Genomic DNA, 16,126 nt, shown 5'->3' with positions numbered 1-16,126 from the left:
ACAAGCCGAGTTTAGGGACTGCCGACACGGCTCATCGACCCGTTCCCAATGGTGAGCTTGCCCACACGGAGCGTGATCCGAGGCCCGCTCGACCCGCGAAAGTCCTTGTCGCACCTGGGGTGCGGCAGGACTCCTCCGGGCAACCCTAGCCCCGACGTGTGGTCAAGGTCTCTGTGAGAGGGTGCCGCGCCCCACTCCGAATCTTTGTCGAGTCCCTACGAATGGCCCAATGATTCTTTGCCGGTGGCCGAACCCTTGTCCCAGGGTTTACCCGTTAGTAGCGTTCACGATGACTCGAACGTACCCGGGGTAACGGGTTCTGGCTGGAGAGTGGGTGGGGACCGGTGCTGCGCAGACCGGTGGCAGGGATCGTGGCGGTCGTCCTCCTGGCCGAGGCGTTCGTCATCGGGGCGCTCAACTGGTTCCTCGGGACGATCGTGGAGCGCCAGCGGATGTCGCTGGCCGGGCTGGACCCGGACGTCATGTCGACGTCCTCGAAGGTCGGCGGCCTCGTCTTCGGCCTCTACTTCGCCCTGTGCGCCCTGGTGGCCCTCCTGGTGGCGGTACGCGACCGCGCGCCCGCCGGGTTCGGCCGGGTGCTGCTGATCAGCGTCGCGGTCGTGCACGGCCTGCTGGGGGCGTTCACGCTGAGCCTGGTGGGCTGGCAGGCCTTCGTGTTCATGGTGGTGATGCTCGGCCTGCTCGTCCTGCTGCTGGTGACGTACGACCGGGACGGCGGCCCGGCGCGGGACGCCTCCGGCGGCGCGCCCGGGGCGGGCGGCGACCCGAGGGCCGCGGACGAGCCGGCGGCCGGGCCCCCGCGGGAGGCGGCCGCTTCGCACGGCGCCGGCGAGCCGCAGGACGGGGACGAGGAGCCGCAGGACTCCGTCCCCGCCCAGGTCACTCGGCCGGTTCCCACAACTCCGTGATGCCGACGCCGAGTTCCGCCAGCAGCCGGCGCACGAGGGGCAGGCTGATGCCGATCACGTTGCCGTGGTCGCCGTCGATGCCCTCGATGAACGGCGCCGAACGGCCGTCCAGGGTGAACGCCCCGGCGACGTAGAGGGGTTCGCCGGAGGCGACGTAGGCGGCGATCTCCTCGTCGCTCGGCTCGCCGAAGCGGACGACGGTGGACGCGGTCGCGGAGACGTAGCGCTTCGCCGTCGTGTCCCAGATGCAGTGCCCCGTCTGCAGGGTCCCGGCCCGTCCGCGCATGGCCTTCCAGCGGGCGGTGGCCTCCCCGGAGTCGGCGGGCTTGCCGAGCGCCTGCCCGTCCAGCTCCAGCACCGAGTCGCAGCCGATGACCAGAGCGCCCAGCACCTCCGGCTTCGCCGCCACCACTGAGGCCTTGGCCTCGGCCAGGGCGAGCGCCAGCTCCGCCGGGGTGGGCGCGGTCACGGCGTCCTCGTCGACCCCGCTCACGATCACCTCGGGGGCGAAGCCCGCCTGGCGCAGCAGGCCGAGCCGGGCGGGGGACTGGGAGGCGAGTACGAGTCGCCTGCGTGGCTTGGCAGTCATGCGGCCAGGTTAGGCCCTCGCCCGCGGATCACGCGCCGCGCTACCGAAGGCCGATCACGATCATCCCCAGCACCATCGCCAGGGCCAGGACGAGGCCGAGCCGCCGCAGCATCTCCTGCGTGTCGCGCAGTTCTTCGGGCGGCTCGTTCTCGGGGTCTGACCACAGCATCCCTCCAGCGTGCGGGTGGCTTCCGGCCGGGCGCCTGAGTACCCGTACTCAAGTAGCCGCCCGGCGCCGTGCTCAGGCCGGCCAGTAGGTGCGGGTCCAGGACGCGGGGCCCGGCTGGGGCAGGCGCGCGGACGCGATGCGGGCGGGGTCCGACCACGAGTCCCTCGTCCCGGCCGCGCCGGGCGGCGCCGCGGCGGCCGCCACGGCGCGGGCCCGGACCACCGCCAGTGCGGCGGCCAGCTCCTCGGGTGTCGGGTTGCCTCGTACGACCTTGATGTTCATGACCGCTCCAGGGGGTCGGCGGGACCGGGGCCGGCCCGGCGGGGTGCGCCGGGTCGGCCCCGCAGGTCCTACAGGGGGATGTTGCCGTGCTTCTTCGGAGGGAGGGATTCCCGCTTCGTGCGGAGCTGACGCAGGCCCCGGACGATGTGTGACCGGGTGTCCGACGGCATGATCACCGCGTCGACGTAGCCGCGCTCGGCCGCGACGTAGGGGTTGAGGAGGGTGTCCTCGTACTCCTGGATGAGCTGGGCCCTGGCGGCCTCGCCCTCTCCACGGCCCTCCGCCTCGGCGATGGTGCGGCGGTGCAGGATGTTGACGGCGCCCTGGGCGCCCATCACGGCGATCTGGGCGGTCGGCCACGCGAGGTTCAGGTCGGCGCCCAGGTGCTTGGAGCCCATGACGTCGTAGGCGCCGCCGAACGCCTTGCGGGTGATGACGGTGATCAGCGGGACCGTCGCCTCGGCGTAGGCGAAGATCAGCTTGGCGCCGCGCCGGATGATGCCGGTGTGCTCCTGGTCGACGCCCGGCAGGAAGCCCGGCACGTCGACGAAGGTGAGCACGGGGACGTTGAAGGCGTCGCAGGTCCGCACGAAGCGGGCGGCCTTCTCCGAGGCGTCGATGTCCAGGCAGCCGGCGAACTGCATCGGCTGGTTGGCGACGATGCCCACCGGGTGGCCCTCGACCCGCCCGAAGCCGGTGACGATGTTCGGCGCGAACAGCGCCTGCGTCTCGAAGAACTCGGCGTCGTCCAGCACGTGTTCGACGACCGTGCGGATGTCGTACGGCTGGTTCGCGCTGTCCGGGACCAGGGTGTCCAGCTCCAGGTCCTCGGCGCTGACGGCGAGGTCCGCCTCCTCCGGGAAGACCGGGGCCTCGCTGAGGTTGTTGGACGGCAGGTACGACAGGAGCTGCTTGACGTACTCGATGGCGTCCTTCTCGTCCCCGGCCATGTGGTGGGCCACGCCGGAGGCGGAGTTGTGGGTGCGGGCGCCGCCCAGCTCCTCGAAGCCGACGTCCTCACCGGTGACGGTCTTGATGACGTCCGGACCGGTGATGAACATGTGCGACGTCTGGTCGACCATGACCGTGAAGTCGGTGATCGCCGGGGAGTACACCGCGCCGCCCGCGCACGGGCCGACGACCAGGCTGATCTGCGGGATCACCCCGGAGGCGTGGGTGTTGCGGCGAAAGATCTCGCCGTAGGCGCCCAGCGAGGCCACGCCTTCCTGGATGCGCGCGCCGCCTGAGTCGTTGATGCCGATGACCGGGCAGCCGGTCTTCAGCGCGAAGTCCATCACCTTGACGATCTTCTGACCGTAGACCTCGCCGAGGGCGCCACCGAAGACGGTGAAGTCCTGGGAGAACACCGCGACCGGGCGGCCGTCGACCGTGCCGTAGCCGGTCACGACGCCGTCGCCGTACGGGCGGTTCTTCTCCAGGCCGAAGTTGGTGGAGCGGTGCCGGGCGAACTCGTCCAGCTCGACGAAGGAACCCTCGTCGAGGAGGAGTTCGACGCGCTCACGCGCCGTCAGCTTGCCCTTGGCGTGCTGCTTCTCGACGGCGCGCTCCGAGCCGGCGTGCGTCGCCTCATGGATACGGCGCTGCAGATCCGCGAGCTTGCCCGCGGTCGTGTGGATGTCGATCTCGTGGCGCTCTTCCGGCTCGGACATCGGGATCGCGGCTCCCTGCCTGCTCAAAAGGGGGGACGGTTACTCATCCGTAGCGTAGTGGTGCCGCTGCGCGTCGGCAGTGCGGCGTTTCCCACACCTAGGGTGACTTGCATGACGCCGCACAATGCATCAGACGACAACCGCTGGTCCGATCTGGACCGTCCGCCCCTGAACGCCGCGGCCCTGCGGCGCGGGCTGGTCCGGGAGGGCGGGCTGTGGTCGGCGGTGGACGTGGTCCAGCGCACCGGATCCACCAACTCCGACCTGGTTGCCAGGGCCGCCGCCGGCCGGGCCGGCGAGGGCGCGGTGCTCGTCGCCGAGGAGCAGACGGCCGGGCGGGGCCGGCTGGACCGGCAGTGGACCGCGCCGCCGCGCTCCGGCCTGTTCTTCTCCGTGCTGCTGAATCCGGCCGAGGTGCCGGTCGCCCGCTGGGGCTGGCTGCCGCTGCTCACCGGTGTCGCGGTGGCGACCGGGCTGTCCCGGGCGGCCGGCGTGGACACGGCGCTGAAGTGGCCCAACGACCTGCTGGTGACCGTCGGCGGCGAGGAGCGCAAGACCGGCGGCATCCTCGCGGAGCGGGCCGGGGACGACGGGGTCGTCATCGGCGTGGGCGTCAACGTCAGCCTGCGCGCGCCGGAGCTGCCGGTGCCGCAGGCCGGGTCACTTGCGCTGGCCGGGGCGGTGAACACGGACCGGGACCCGCTGCTGCGGGGCGTGCTGCGGTCGCTGGAGGACTGGTACGGGCGGTGGCGCTCGGCTGGGGGCGACCCGGACGCCAGCGGACTGCAGGAGACCTACGCGGCGGGGTGCGCGACGCTGGGCCGCACGGTCCGGGCGGAACTGCCCGGGGACCGCTCCGTGGTCGGCGAGGCGGTGGCGGTCGACGGCGACGGACGCCTGGTCATCGCCACGCAGGACGGGGTGCGGGAGCCGGTGGGCGCGGGCGACATCGTCCACCTGCGCCCCGCGTAGCGCCCTGGGGTGTCTGGGGCGGCAGGCGTCCCAGGGCGCCTTTGAGGGGCGCGGAGAACCGCCCGACCCGCCCCTGCGGGCCCGCCGGCCGGGGACGAGGTACGGCGCCGGGTGCCGTCGCCCGCGCGGAAGCCCGGTGCCGGTCGGCCGGTGCCGGAGGGGGACCCCCCGGCTCGGCCCGCCGGAGTGAGCTGGCGCACACCTGCCGTAGAGTTGAGGCCGGTCGTACCTGACCGCGGCAGATCGGAAGGGCAGCAGGCGTGACCGTCGACGACACGGGTTCCGGCGCGGACGCGCAGGTGGATCCCCACGCCGCCGACCCCGGCGACGATCCGCTCGCCCTGCGTCTGGAGCAGCTCATCCTCGGCGCCGAGCGGCGCTACACGCCGTTCCAGGCGGCCCGCAGCGCCGGTGTCTCCATGGAGCTGGCGTCCCGCTTCTGGCGGGCCATGGGTTTCGCCGACATCGGGCAGGCCAAGGCGCTCACCGAGGCCGACGTGCTCGCCCTGCGGCGGCTCGCCGGTCTGGTCGAGGCCGGGCTGCTGAGCGAGGCCATGGCGGTGCAGGTGGCCCGGTCCACCGGGCAGACCACCGCCCGGTTGGCCGAATGGCAGATCGATTCCTTCCTCGAGGGCCTGACCGAGCCGCCCGAGCCCGGCATGACCCGCACCGAGGTCACCTATCCGATCGTCGAGCTGCTGCTGCCCGAGCTCGAGGAGTTCCTGGTCTACGTGTGGCGGCGGCAGCTCGCCGCCTCGGCCGGCCGGGTCGTGCAGACCGCCGACGACGAGGAGATGGTCGACCGGCGGCTCGCGGTCGGCTTCGCCGACCTGGTCGGCTTCACCCGGCTGACCCGGCGGATGGAGGAGGAGGAGCTCGGCGAGCTGGTCGAGGCCTTCGAGACCACGGCCGCCGACCTGGTCGCCGCCCGCGGCGGGCGGCTCATCAAGACCCTCGGCGACGAGGTGCTCTACGTCGCCGACGACGCGGGCACGGCCGCGGACATCGCGCTGCGGCTGGTGGAGACGATGGCCAACGACGAGACGATGCCGGAGCTGCGTGTCGGCATGGCGTTCGGCACGGTCACCACACGCATGGGCGACGTCTTCGGCACGACCGTCAACCTGGCCTCCCGGCTGACCTCGATAGCCCCGCGCGACGCCGTGCTGGTGGACAGCGCCTTCGCCGAGGAACTGGTGCGCACCAAGGAGGCGCCCGCCTCGGAGGCGGAGGCCGCCGAGGCGGCGGCCGCCGCGGAGAAGGAGGGCGAGGAGCCGCCGGTGTACCGCTTCGCGCTCCAGCCGATGTGGCAGCGCCCGGTGCGCGGGCTCGGAGTGGTCGAGCCGTGGCTGCTCGCCCGCCGCGACGGTCAGCCCTGACCCTCGCCCAGCACGTCCACGCAGAGGCCGATCACCGGCAGGCACAGGCCGCCGCCGCCCCGGGTGGGCGGGTCCGTCGGGCCGTGGCTCGGGGCAGGCGCGGTCGTGGTCCTGGTCGGCGCGGGCGCCGGCTGCGAGGTGTGCGGCGCGGTGGTGGCCGGTTCGGTGGCCCGTGGCCCGGTGGTCGGCGCGGTGCTGCCGCTCGGCGGCGCGAGGCGGCTCGCCGGGGCGCCGGGGGCGACCGGGCGCGGATCCGCCGGCGCTTCCGTGTCCGTCGGCGCCGCGCTCACCCCGCCCATGGCCGTGGTGGCCGAGGGACGGGTCGCGCGGGCCGTGGCCGGGGCGGCGGCCGGGGCCGAGGAGCGGGCGGTGGCGGCGCCGCTCGGGTCGAGCCGGGGCTCGGCCTGCGCGGTGCCCGGGGCGCCGACACCGGACTCCGGTGCGACGCGCACGAGGCTGAGCACCCCGGCGGCCAGCGCCAGGCCCCCCGCGGCGAGCAGCACCTTGCGGGGGCGGGGCCTGCGGTGCCGGCCGCGCAGGCCGGGAAGCGTGGCGGTCCTGGCCGCGGCGCTGCGCTGATTCGTTTCCCCGGCACCGGACTCGGCGCGTATCGGTCTCATGAGGTCCCCTCCCCACCGTGGCGCGGAGCGCACGCTATGCGCGCTCGTGGTCGGTGTGGACCGAAACAGCCGGGATGTCACTCGAACGGGTGTAGGGGAGTGGAGGGGACGGCTCTTTCCCGCGGCGGGGTGCGGCTGCGATGATCGGGACGGCAGTGAGTTAACCCGCGTTAACCGGAGGGTGTCATGAGCGAGGAGCGGTACGGGGAGTTCGTGCTGGTGCGGCGGCACGGGCACGTGGCGGAGCTGGTGCTGGACCGGCCGAAGGCCATGAACGCCGTCTCGACGGAGATGGCCCGCTCCCTCGCGGGCGCGTGCGCGGCGCTCGCCGCCGACCGGGAGGCGAGGGTGGTCGTGCTGACCTCCTCGCACGAGCGCGCGTTCTGCGTCGGGGCCGACCTGAAGGAGCGGAACTCCTTCAGCGACGCCGACCTGGTGCGGCAGCGGCCGGTGGCGCGCGGGGCGTACACCGGGGTGCTGGAGCTGCCGATGCCGACCGTCGCGGCGGTGCACGGCTTCGCGCTGGGCGGCGGGTTCGAGCTGGCGCTGTCCTGCGACCTGATCGTGGCCGACCCGACGGCGGTCGTGGGGCTGCCGGAGGTGTCGGTGGGCGTGATCCCGGGCGGCGGCGGCACACAGCTCCTGCCGCGGCGGGTCGGGGCGGCCCGGGCGGCCGAGCTGATCTTCACCGCCCGGCGGCTGGACGCGGCGGAGGCGGCGGGCCTCGGGCTGGTGGACGAACTGGTCGAGGAGGGCCGGGACCGCGAGGAGGCGCTGGCGCTGGCGGCGCGCATCGCCCGGAACTCGCCGGTGGGGCTGCGTGCGGCCAAGCGGGCGCTGCGCCTGGGCCACGGCCTGGACCTGAGGGCCGGTCTCGAGGTCGAGGACGCGGCATGGCGGTCGGTGGCGTTCTCCGGGGACCGGGCGGAGGGCGTGGCGGCCTTCAACGAGAAGCGCGAGCCGCGGTGGCCGGGCGAGTGACGGTGCGGGACGCCGCCTGACGGCGGTCCGCCCGGGACCGGCCGGGACCGGCTGGGCACCGTCACGTCGAGTGGGCATCGCTGCCTTGATGTTCCTGTTCACCCCAAATCCTCCCTAATCTGGAGCAATGGGTGAGGACAAGCGGCTGGCAGCCGTGGTGGCGCTGGCTCAGGGGATGGCCGCGGCGCGTGCGCCGATGGAGTCGTGGCGCGCCGCCGCGCTCGGCGCGTGCTGGGCGCTGGACGGCAGCTTCGCCGCGCTGTCGGTGTGGGAGCGGGACCTGGGCCGGCTGCGCGTGCTGGTCAACGTGGGGGAGCGCCGCCCGGACGAGGAGGAGTTCCCGGAGGCCGAGACCTACCCGGTGCACCAGTTCCCGGAGATCACCGAGTTCCTGCACGAGCGGTGGGTCGGCGGGGGCGGCCCGAACGCCTGGGTGGAGACCGCCGAGGGCACGGCCGCCGGCGACCCCGGCTACTTCCACCAGCGGGTGGCCGCGCTGCGCCGCCGCGGCCGGGGCTGCTGCGTGGTCGCCCCCGTCGTGCTGCACGGCCGGGCGTGGGGCGAGCTGTACGTGGCCCGGGCGGTCAGCGCCCCCCTCTTCGGGCCCCCCGACGCCGACTTCGCCACCGTGCTGGCCGCGGTCGTCGCCGCGGGGCTGGCCCAGACCGAGCGGCTGGAGGAGGCCCGCCGGCTGGCGTTCACCGACTCCCTCACCGGCCTGGCCAACCGCCGTGCCGTGGACGTCCACCTGGAGGAGGCCGTCGAGCGGCACCGCACCGGGGGTGTGGTCGTCAGCCTCGTCGTCTGCGATCTCAACGGGCTGAAGCGGGTCAACGACACCCTCGGGCACGCCGTCGGCGACCGGCTGCTGGAACGGTTCGGCTCGGTGCTGTCGCTGTGCGGGGCGATGCTGCCGGGCGCGCTCGCCGCACGGCTCGGCGGCGACGAGTTCTGCCTGCTGGTGGCCGGCCCGCCCGCGGACGACGTGGTCAAGGCGGCGGACGAGCTGTGCCGGCGGGCCGGGGAGCTGGAGCTGGGTGAGGGGGTGGCCTGCGGCGTCGCCTCGACCGAGGACCCGATCGGGCCGGTGCACGACGCCCGGCGGCTGTTCCGGCTGGCCGACGCCGCGCAGTACCGGGCCAAGGCCCTGGGGACCGACCGGCCGGTGGTGGCGGGCCGGGAGGGGCCGGACGACCCCGTCGTACGCCTCGCCGACGAGCCCCCGCCGGAGCGGGCCGAGCGGCGCCGCTTCAGGGGCCGGCTGCCCTGAGGGCGCCCTGGGCCGACCTCATCCGACCTCGTCCGACCTCGTCCGGCCTCCTCCGGCCTCCTCCGGCCTCACGGAACGGTAAGGGGTGCTCCCGCACCCCACTAGTGACACCAACGCATTCAATGCGTACGCTCCTGAATATGGATATGCACACTGTGGTGGTGGGGACGTCCGGTGTCACGGCGTCCGACGTTCTCGCCGTGGCGCGCGGCGGTGCCCGCATCGAGCTGTCGGCCGAGGCCGTGTCCGCCCTCGCGGCGGCCCGGGAGATCGTGGACGCCCTCGCGGCCAAGCCCGAACCGGTCTACGGCGTCTCCACCGGTTTCGGAGCCCTGGCGACCCGGCACATCAGCCAGGAACTGCGCGCCCAGCTGCAGCGCAACATCGTCCGCTCGCACGCCGCCGGCATGGGCCCGCGGGTCGAGCGGGAGGTCGTACGCGCCCTGATGTTCCTGCGGCTGAAGACCGTCTGCTCCGGGCACACCGGGGTCCGGCCCGAGGTCGCGCAGACCATGGCCGACGTGCTCAACGCCGGGATCACCCCGGTCGTGCACGAGTACGGCTCCCTGGGCTGCTCGGGGGACCTCGCCCCGCTCTCCCACTGTGCCCTGGCCCTCATGGGCGAGGGCGACGCTGAGGGCCCCGACGGCGAGGTCCGGCCGGCCGGCGAGCTGCTCGCCGAGCACGGGATCGCCCCCGTCGAGCTGCGCGAGAAGGAGGGGCTCGCCCTCCTCAACGGCACCGACGGCATGCTCGGCATGCTGGTCATGGCCCTCGCCGACCTCGACACCCTGTACAAGTCCGCCGACGTCACCGCCGCCCTCAGCCTGGAGGCGCTGCTCGGCACGGACAAGGTGCTCGCCCCCGAGCTGCACGCCATCCGCCCGCACCCGGGCCAGGGCGCCTCCGCCGCCAACATGCTGGCCGTGCTCAAGGGCTCCCAGCTCACCGGCCACCACCAGGACGACGCCCCGCGCGTCCAGGACGCCTACTCGGTGCGCTGCGCCCCGCAGGTCGCCGGCGCCGGCCGGGACACCCTCGCGCACGCCCGCCTGGTCGCCGAGCGCGAGCTGGCCTCCGCCGTGGACAACCCCGTCGTGCTGCCCGACGGGCGGGTGGAGTCCAACGGCAACTTCCACGGGGCGCCGGTCGCCTACGTCCTGGACTTCCTCGCCATCGCGGCCGCCGACCTGGCCTCCATCGCCGAGCGCCGCACCGACCGGCTGCTCGACAAGAACCGCAGCCACGGGCTGCCGCCGTTCCTCGCCGACGACGCCGGCGTCGACTCCGGCCTGATGATCGCCCAGTACACCCAGGCCGCCCTGGTCAGCGAGCTGAAGCGGCTGGCCGTCCCGGCCTCGGCCGACTCCATCCCGTCCTCCGCCATGCAGGAGGACCACGTGTCCATGGGCTGGTCGGCCGCGCGCAAGCTGCGCACCGCCGTCGGGAACCTCACCCGGGTCATCGCCATCGAGCTGTACGCGGCCACCCGCGCCATCGAACTGCGCGAGGGGCTGGACCCGGCGCCCGCCTCCCGGGCGGTGATCGACGCCGTGCGCGCCGCCGGCGTACGGGGCCCGGGCCCGGACCGCTTCCTGGCCCCCGACCTGGCCGCGGCCGACGCCTTCGTCCGCGGGGGACGCCTCGTCACCGCCGCGGAGTCCGTGACGGGGCCGCTGGCCTGACATACGTCCGGCGGGGGCGCCGTCGCACGGCGCCCCCGCCGCGAGCCCGGCCCCGTCCGCGGACGGGCCGTCACTTCAGCTTGGCCGCCTGTGCCTTGACGACCGGCGCGGAGACCGCGTACGGCTTCTTGCCCATCATCGCGCCGATGTTGACCGTGGAGTACGTCGCCAGCGTGCTGCCGTGCCGCACGACCTCGGCGTGCAGCGGCATGTCTCCCTCGTCGGAACTGTCGTTGGTCGCGGTGAAGGCCACCGACTCGTCACCCGTGCCCGAGGACTTCTCCTCGGCCACCTTGGTGAACTTGCCCTTCTCGCCGTCCTGCTCGCCGGCGAAGCCGCCCGAGCACGCCTTCACCGCGTCCGAGACCGACTTCAGGGCCTTCTCGGCGCCGTCGCCGTCGTACGAGGCCAGGGTGACCACGGTGACGTCCAGGTCCATGGACTTGTTGAGCGCGTCCTCGAACTTGCCGTCGGCCAGATCGTCCAGGGACGTCGCGTCGTCCGTGGGGTCCTTCTTGTCCTCCGTCGCCATGCGGCTGGCCTGAGCCGCCGGCTCGCCGGGGGCGATGGCGGTGAGGGCGCGCAGCAGCGGGTCGCACTGCGCGTCGCCCGCCTTGACCTTGCTCTTATCGGGGATCCCGCCCTTGACGGCCCCGACCTTGAACCCCGGCACCTCGCCCTTGGCGATGAGCCGGTCCTTCAGCTCGGCGGCGCTCAGCGCCTTGGCGGAGCCGTCCCCGGAGCCGCCGTCGGAACAGCCCGTCACGAGGGCGAGCGAGAGGGCGCCGACGACCGCGGTGGCGCACAGCCGCACGCCCGATGATCTCTTCATGAGCGGACTATGCGTGTACTGTCAAAGAATCGTCAAGCGATATTAAAGGCCCAGGCGTTCCCGGCGCACCGAATACACCACGAACCCGGCGCCCACGGCGAGGAACAGGCTGCCGCCGGCCACGTACGGCGTGGTGTCGAAGCTGCCGGTGTCGGCCAGTTCTGCGGTGTCCGCGGTGTCCGCGGCGTCGGCCGCGGTGCCCTCGGACACGGCCTTCGCCTGCTGGGTGACGGGTGTCGTCGAGGCCGCCCCGGTCGCCGCTCTCGCCGGGTCGTCCTGCGAGGCGTTGGCGGACGGGACGAACCACAGGGCGCACAGCAGCGTTCCCGCGGCGGTGGCGGTCAGCAGCGGACGGCGAGCGGATGACACGGAATATCGATCCCCTTGTGACGCTGGCGAATTGGCCGTGTGGGGCGATGTTAGTGAAAGTCGCGGGTCACAGGAAAGTCACAAGGGGTTTCAGTCGTACGCTCCCGGCATGAGCACGGAAGAGACATCCAGATTTGTACGCCTTCGGGTGGACTTGGTCCTCGAGGTGGAGGACGGCGACGGGCTGACCAAGGCCGCGCTGCGCCGGCTCGCCGCCGATCCGGAGCTGCCGCAGGAGGAGCGGGCGCACGCCGAGGGCGCTGTGACGGAAGACACCGCGGAGGCCCTCGCGTACCTCGTGGACCCGTTCGACCTGGTCAGCGAGGTGCCCGGGGTGGAACTCCAGCAGGCCTCCTGGTCCAGCGAGCGCATCGACTACGACCCCGACTCCCCGGACTGGGAGGCGGACGGGGATGATGTAGAGGACGACGAGGAAGACGGCGGCATCGGCTGAGCGTCCAGGGGCACTTGTGCACCCCGGACGGCAACCGCCGTCCGGGGTTTTCTCGTCTCAGGGGGCGCGCGGACGACTTCGGCACCACCCGTCACGGGCGGACGTGGGGAGACCCACACCCGCGGCCGGCGTGGAGCGGGGCGAATCGCCCGTAGCGTTGGTGGTTCCCATGGGGACCCGGGGTTCGCGATGACGGCAACGATGGAGAAGCGTGTGATGACGGACAGCAAGCGGCGCAGGGGCCTGACGGTCGCGTCCGCACTGCTCGGTGGCGTGCTGGCACTCACCGGATGTTCCGGCGGCGGCGACGACGCCAAGGCGTCCGGCAGCGGTGACACCTCGCAGGCCAAGGCCGACGAGGCGGCGGCCGAGAAGTCCTCCGAGGCCCAGATCACCATCACGCCGAAGGACGGCTCGAACAACGCCTCCATCAACAACTCGGCCGCCGTCAAGGTCGCCAAGGGCACCCTCACCAACGTGTCCATGACCACCGAGGACGGCAAGACCGTGGCCGGCGCCCTGTCCGCCGACAAGAAGAGCTGGCAGCCCGACGCCCAGCTGGAGCGGTCGACCACCTACCGGCTCGCCGCAGAGGCCAAGGACTCCGCCGGCCGCGTGGCCCACGAGAACGCCTCCTTCACCACGGTCTCGCCGGCCAACAGCTTCATAGGCAACTTCACGCCGGAGAACGGTTCGACCGTCGGCGTGGGCATGCCGGTGTCGATCAACTTCGACAAGGCGATCACCAACAAGGCCGCCGTGCAGAAGGGGATCACGGTCACCTCCAGCAGCGGTCAGGAGGTCGTGGGCCACTGGTTCAACGCCAACCGCATCGACTTCCGTCCCCAGGCGTACTGGAAGGAGAACTCCACCGTCACGCTGAAGCTCGCGCTCGACGGTGTCGAGGGCGCTTCCGGCGTCTACGGCGTGCAGCAGAAGACGGTCACCTTCCACATCGGCCGCAACCAGGTCTCCTACGTCGACGCGCAGACCAAGCAGATGAAGGTCACGCAGGACGGCAGGACGATAAAGACCATACCGATCTCCGCCGGTTCCCCGGAGAACAAGACGTACGAGGGCATCATGGTGATGTCCGAGAAGTTCAAGCAGACGCGCATGAACGGCGCGACCGTGGGCTTCACCGACGACGACGGCAAGGGCGAGTACGACATCAAGGACGTGCCCCACGCCATCCGGCTGACCAGTTCCGGCACCTTCCTGCACGGCAACTACTGGGGCGCGAAGTCCATCTTCGGCAGCGTCAACACCAGCCACGGCTGCGTGGGCCTGTCCGACACCAAGGGCGCCAACGACTCCAGCACACCGGCCGCGTGGGTCTACAACCACTCCCTTGTCGGTGACGTCGTGGTGATCCGGCACACCGGTGACAAGACGGTCTCCCCGGACAACGGCCTCAACGGCTGGAACATGGACTGGGCGCAGTGGAAGGCCGGTTCGGCCGTCTGATCCCGCGCTTGCCGCACACCCGCTTTCGTGCCGCCCCTGCCGACAGGGGCGGCACCGGCGTTTTCCGGGCTCCTCCCGGGGCGGGACGGCGCCTTCTCATGGTTCTCTTATTCCGGCCTTATCGAGTCGTCACGGTCCGTCCCTAGCTTGCGGGCATGTTCTTCACCTACCTGAGGCGCGAACTGCGCCGCCGTAGAAAGGCGGCTCTCGTCGTCGCCTCCGGTCTCGCGCTCGGCATCGCGCTCGTCATCGTGGTCGACTCGGTGTCCAGCGGCATGGGCAAGGCCCAGGACAAGGTCCTGCAGTCGCTGTACGGGCTGGGCACGGACATGACCGTCACCAAGGCCGCCTCGGCGTCGACCGGCGACGCGCAGCGGCCGCGCTTCCGCTTCGACGCGCAGAACGACGGCGACTCGAAGTCCCAGAGCAGCGACCGGGTCATGGTGCAGGGGTTCACCACCCTCGCCTCCTCGACCGTCACCGAGGTCGCGGGCCAGCGGGGGGTCTCCTCGGCCGTCGGCGGGCTCAGCCTCAATGTGGTGAAGGTCGACGGCCGGTTCACCCGCGGCCGGTTCCAGCAGAACGGCGACGCCGGCGGGCAGCCGGGCCGTTCCGGCGGCGCCGAGGGCGGCGGGCCGCAGGGCGAGGTCCGCGGCGGCGGCGCCGACTTCGACATCAACCAGTACACCGTCTTCGGCACCGACGTCACCCGGACCGGGATCGGGCCGCTGACCTCCTCGAAGATCACCAGCGGCCGCGCCTTCCGCACCACCGAGACGGACGCCAGGGTGGCCGTGGCCGACTCGGCCTACGCCAGGACGAAGAAGTACAAGGTCGGTTCGACGGTCACGGTCAAGGGCACCGAGTTCAAGGTGATCGGCATCGCCACCGCCGACAGCGGTGACGCCGCGGCCGACCTGTACGTCCCGCTGAAGCAGGCGCAGACCCTCGCCGGCGAGAAGGACAAGATCACCACGATCTACGTCAAGGCGACCGACTCCCAGCGGATCGACACGGTGAAGAGCGCCATCCAGAAGAACGTCGCCGGCACCACGGTCACCACCTCCGCCGACCTGGCCAAGACCGTCTCGGGTTCGCTGTCCACCGCCTCCTCGCTGGCCACCAAGGTCGGCAGGTGGCTGTCGATCGCGGTGCTCGTGGCCGCGTTCCTGGTGGCCGGACTGCTCACCTCCTCCGCGGTCTCCCGCCGGGTGCGCGAGTTCGGCACGCTGAAGGCCCTGGGCTGGAAGTCCGGCCGGGTGACCCGGCAGGTGGTCGGCGAGGCGGTAGTCAACGGCCTGGTCGGCGGCGTCCTCGGTATCGCGCTCGGTCTGGCGGGCGCCTACGCCGTGACGGCGGTCAGCCCCGGCCTGCAGGCGCAGCTCGGCGGCGGCACGGGCGGCGGCTTCGGCGGCGGACCCGGGGGCGGCACGGGCGGTGCCTTGGGCGGCCCCGGGCGCCAGGCGGCCAGGACCCTGGAGGTGGCCCTCACCGCCCCGGTCAGCGTCACCACGATCGTCCTCGCGGTGGGCCTCGCGGTGGCCGGCGGCCTGATCGCGGGCGCGTTCGGCGGCTGGCGGGCCTCGCGGCTGCGTCCGGCCGACGCGCTGCGGCGCGTGGAGTAGCGGCCGGCCCGCACCGAACGCGCGGCGCACGGCGGCGCGCACCATCCGAACGCCCCTCGAGGAGTCCCCATGTACGAACTCAGGAACGTCACCAAGCGCTACACGAGGGGCAAGGAGACCGTCCACGCCCTTGAAGGCGTCGACCTGACCATCCCCGACGGCGACCGTCTGGTCATCCAGGGCCCCACCGGCGGGGGCAAGTCCACCCTGCTGCAGATGCTCGGCGCGCTGGACCGGCCCACCTCCGGAGAGGTGGTCCTGGACGGCACCGACCTGGCCGGCCTCTCCGAGGGCCGGCTGACCCGGGTCCGCAGCGAGAACATCGGCTTCGTCTTCCAGTCGTTCAACCTCATCCCCACCCTCACCGCGCAGGAGAACGTCGAGACCGCCCTGGTCCCGCTCGGGGTGAAGGTAAGGGAGCGGCGCGAGCGGGCGGCCGAGGCGCTGGGCTCCGTCGGCCTCGGCGAGCGTCTGGCCCACCTGCCCTCGGAGATGTCCGGCGGGCAGCAGCAGCGTGTCGCCATCGCCCGGGCCCTCGTCAAGCGGCCCAAGGTGCTGCTCGCCGACGAACCGACCGGCAACCTCGACGAGGGGACGCGCGACGAGATCATGGAGGTGCTCGAACGCCTGTGGAAGGAGCACGGGCTGACCTTCGTCATGGTCACCCACGACTCCTCGATCGCGCGGAAGGCCCCGCGGCTGGCGACCCTGCGCAAGGGCCGGATCACCGTCAAGGAGAACGCCGGCGCCTGACCGCCCATAACACCGCACGCCCCGAAGGGACTTCGCGGTTGTGTAACGGTGTCCCGCCCGGGGCGTAACAGTTCCCGGCG

Annotated in this window: 17 protein-coding genes; 10 read left to right on the top strand and 7 right to left on the bottom strand. The window is 72.6% G+C overall.

Features of this window, described 5'->3' with window-relative positions; genetic code table 11:
* The first annotated feature begins 344 nt into the window (after positions 1-344).
* Positions 345-929, top strand: a complete 585-nt coding sequence (locus TNCT1_RS02160) for a hypothetical protein (protein WP_235902262.1) — start codon at positions 345-347, stop codon at positions 927-929.
* Here TNCT1_RS02160 and TNCT1_RS02155 read toward each other — a convergent pair.
* The 4 genes from TNCT1_RS02155 to TNCT1_RS02145 all read right to left on the bottom strand — a co-directional run bounded on the left by TNCT1_RS02155 (position 901) and on the right by TNCT1_RS02145 (position 3,639).
* Entirely contained in the window at positions 901-1,518 is a 618-nt protein-coding gene (locus TNCT1_RS02155; RefSeq protein ID WP_143627527.1) for a nucleoside triphosphate pyrophosphatase, read from the bottom strand. The two genes, TNCT1_RS02160 and TNCT1_RS02155, sit on opposite strands and share 29 nt — an antisense overlap.
* A 40-nt stretch (positions 1,519-1,558) precedes the next feature.
* On the bottom strand, positions 1,559-1,687 hold the full coding sequence (gene mmpB, locus TNCT1_RS36610) for a morphogenic membrane protein MmpB (protein ID WP_268894155.1): 129 nt from the start codon (positions 1,685-1,687) through the stop codon (positions 1,559-1,561).
* A gap of 72 nt (positions 1,688-1,759) precedes the next feature.
* Entirely contained in the window at positions 1,760-1,969 is a 210-nt protein-coding gene (locus tag TNCT1_RS02150; RefSeq protein ID WP_143627525.1) for an acyl-CoA carboxylase epsilon subunit, read from the bottom strand.
* A 68-nt stretch (positions 1,970-2,037) separates the two neighbouring features.
* Positions 2,038-3,639 (bottom strand): acyl-CoA carboxylase subunit beta, encoded by a 1,602-nt coding sequence (locus TNCT1_RS02145; protein ID WP_143627523.1) that lies wholly within the window; start codon positions 3,637-3,639, stop codon positions 2,038-2,040.
* A 111-nt stretch (positions 3,640-3,750) separates the two neighbouring features.
* On the opposite strand from TNCT1_RS02145, the gene TNCT1_RS02140 reads away from it, so the two are divergent.
* Entirely contained in the window at positions 3,751-4,611 is an 861-nt protein-coding gene (locus TNCT1_RS02140) for a biotin--[acetyl-CoA-carboxylase] ligase (RefSeq protein ID WP_143627521.1), read from the top strand.
* A 260-nt stretch (positions 4,612-4,871) separates the two neighbouring features.
* Positions 4,872-5,990 carry an adenylate/guanylate cyclase domain-containing protein gene (locus TNCT1_RS02135; protein WP_143627519.1) on the top strand — a complete coding sequence of 373 codons (1,119 nt, stop codon included), beginning with the start codon at positions 4,872-4,874 and terminating at the stop codon, positions 5,988-5,990.
* Here the strand turns inward: TNCT1_RS02135 and TNCT1_RS02130 are convergent.
* Positions 5,981-6,610, bottom strand: a complete 630-nt coding sequence (locus tag TNCT1_RS02130) for a hypothetical protein (RefSeq protein ID WP_235902260.1) — start codon at positions 6,608-6,610, stop codon at positions 5,981-5,983. The two genes, TNCT1_RS02135 and TNCT1_RS02130, sit on opposite strands and share 10 nt — an antisense overlap.
* A gap of 186 nt (positions 6,611-6,796) precedes the next feature.
* Between TNCT1_RS02130 and TNCT1_RS02125 the strand changes: the two genes are divergently transcribed.
* From TNCT1_RS02125 to hutH, 3 genes are all read left to right on the top strand, one after another.
* Positions 6,797-7,591 carry an enoyl-CoA hydratase/isomerase family protein gene (locus tag TNCT1_RS02125; RefSeq protein WP_143627517.1) on the top strand — a complete coding sequence of 265 codons (795 nt, stop codon included), beginning with the start codon at positions 6,797-6,799 and terminating at the stop codon, positions 7,589-7,591.
* Between the two features lie 127 nt (positions 7,592-7,718).
* Positions 7,719-8,861 (top strand): GGDEF domain-containing protein, encoded by a 1,143-nt coding sequence (locus tag TNCT1_RS02120; RefSeq protein WP_143627515.1) that lies wholly within the window; start codon positions 7,719-7,721, stop codon positions 8,859-8,861.
* A 146-nt stretch (positions 8,862-9,007) separates the two neighbouring features.
* Positions 9,008-10,546, top strand: coding sequence for a histidine ammonia-lyase (hutH, locus tag TNCT1_RS02115; RefSeq protein ID WP_143628299.1), 1,539 nt, complete (start codon positions 9,008-9,010; stop codon positions 10,544-10,546).
* A 70-nt stretch (positions 10,547-10,616) separates the two neighbouring features.
* Here hutH and TNCT1_RS02110 read toward each other — a convergent pair whose 3' ends face one another.
* Entirely contained in the window at positions 10,617-11,378 is a 762-nt protein-coding gene (locus TNCT1_RS02110; RefSeq protein ID WP_235902258.1) for a hypothetical protein, read from the bottom strand.
* Between the two features lie 42 nt (positions 11,379-11,420).
* Complete coding sequence (locus tag TNCT1_RS02105; protein ID WP_143627513.1) at positions 11,421-11,747, bottom strand: LAETG motif-containing sortase-dependent surface protein; 327 nt, start codon at positions 11,745-11,747, stop codon at positions 11,421-11,423.
* A 109-nt stretch (positions 11,748-11,856) separates the two neighbouring features.
* On the opposite strand from TNCT1_RS02105, the gene TNCT1_RS02100 reads away from it, so the two are divergent.
* From TNCT1_RS02100 to TNCT1_RS02085, 4 genes are all read left to right on the top strand, one after another.
* Positions 11,857-12,201: a hypothetical protein gene (locus TNCT1_RS02100; RefSeq protein WP_143627511.1), complete on the top strand. Its 345-nt coding sequence runs from the start codon at positions 11,857-11,859 to the stop codon at positions 12,199-12,201.
* A 201-nt stretch (positions 12,202-12,402) separates the two neighbouring features.
* On the top strand, positions 12,403-13,668 hold the full coding sequence (locus TNCT1_RS02095; protein ID WP_174266111.1) for an Ig-like domain-containing protein: 1,266 nt from the start codon (positions 12,403-12,405) through the stop codon (positions 13,666-13,668).
* Between the two features lie 155 nt (positions 13,669-13,823).
* Positions 13,824-15,293 (top strand): ABC transporter permease, encoded by a 1,470-nt coding sequence (locus TNCT1_RS02090; RefSeq protein ID WP_143627509.1) that lies wholly within the window; start codon positions 13,824-13,826, stop codon positions 15,291-15,293.
* A 69-nt stretch (positions 15,294-15,362) separates the two neighbouring features.
* The gene (locus TNCT1_RS02085) at positions 15,363-16,046 is read left to right on the top strand and encodes an ABC transporter ATP-binding protein (protein ID WP_143627507.1); all 684 of its coding nucleotides are present in this window, start codon (positions 15,363-15,365) and stop codon (positions 16,044-16,046) included.
* Positions 16,047-16,126: the final 80 nt, after the last annotated feature.

The organism is Streptomyces sp. 1-11 (assembly GCF_007176755.1).
Taxonomy (GTDB): Bacteria; Actinomycetota; Actinomycetes; order Streptomycetales; family Streptomycetaceae; genus Streptomyces.
The sequence above is the reverse complement of the archived record's forward strand: the minus strand, read 5'-3'. Positions and strand labels throughout refer to the sequence as shown.

Bases quoted from the DNA above. Each gene is read 5' to 3' on its own strand.
- TNCT1_RS02155 (WP_143627527.1), bottom strand. From the start codon at position 1,518: ATGACTGCCAAGCCACGCAGGCGACTCGTACTCGCCTCCCAGTCCCCC.
- mmpB (WP_268894155.1), bottom strand. From the start codon at position 1,687: ATGCTGTGGTCAGACCCCGAGAACGAGCCGCCCGAAGAACTGCGCGAC.
- TNCT1_RS02150 (WP_143627525.1), bottom strand. From the start codon at position 1,969: ATGAACATCAAGGTCGTACGAGGCAACCCGACACCCGAGGAGCTGGCC.
- TNCT1_RS02145 (WP_143627523.1), bottom strand. From the start codon at position 3,639: ATGTCCGAGCCGGAAGAGCGCCACGAGATCGACATCCACACGACCGCG.
- TNCT1_RS02140 (WP_143627521.1), top strand. From the start codon at position 3,751: ATGACGCCGCACAATGCATCAGACGACAACCGCTGGTCCGATCTGGAC.
- TNCT1_RS02130 (WP_235902260.1), bottom strand. From the start codon at position 6,610: ATGAGACCGATACGCGCCGAGTCCGGTGCCGGGGAAACGAATCAGCGC.
- TNCT1_RS02125 (WP_143627517.1), top strand. From the start codon at position 6,797: ATGAGCGAGGAGCGGTACGGGGAGTTCGTGCTGGTGCGGCGGCACGGG.
- TNCT1_RS02120 (WP_143627515.1), top strand. From the start codon at position 7,719: ATGGGTGAGGACAAGCGGCTGGCAGCCGTGGTGGCGCTGGCTCAGGGG.
- hutH (WP_143628299.1), top strand. From the start codon at position 9,008: ATGCACACTGTGGTGGTGGGGACGTCCGGTGTCACGGCGTCCGACGTT.
- TNCT1_RS02110 (WP_235902258.1), bottom strand. From the start codon at position 11,378: ATGAAGAGATCATCGGGCGTGCGGCTGTGCGCCACCGCGGTCGTCGGC.
- TNCT1_RS02100 (WP_143627511.1), top strand. From the start codon at position 11,857: ATGAGCACGGAAGAGACATCCAGATTTGTACGCCTTCGGGTGGACTTG.
- TNCT1_RS02095 (WP_174266111.1), top strand. From the start codon at position 12,403: ATGGAGAAGCGTGTGATGACGGACAGCAAGCGGCGCAGGGGCCTGACG.
- TNCT1_RS02090 (WP_143627509.1), top strand. From the start codon at position 13,824: ATGTTCTTCACCTACCTGAGGCGCGAACTGCGCCGCCGTAGAAAGGCG.
- TNCT1_RS02085 (WP_143627507.1), top strand. From the start codon at position 15,363: ATGTACGAACTCAGGAACGTCACCAAGCGCTACACGAGGGGCAAGGAG.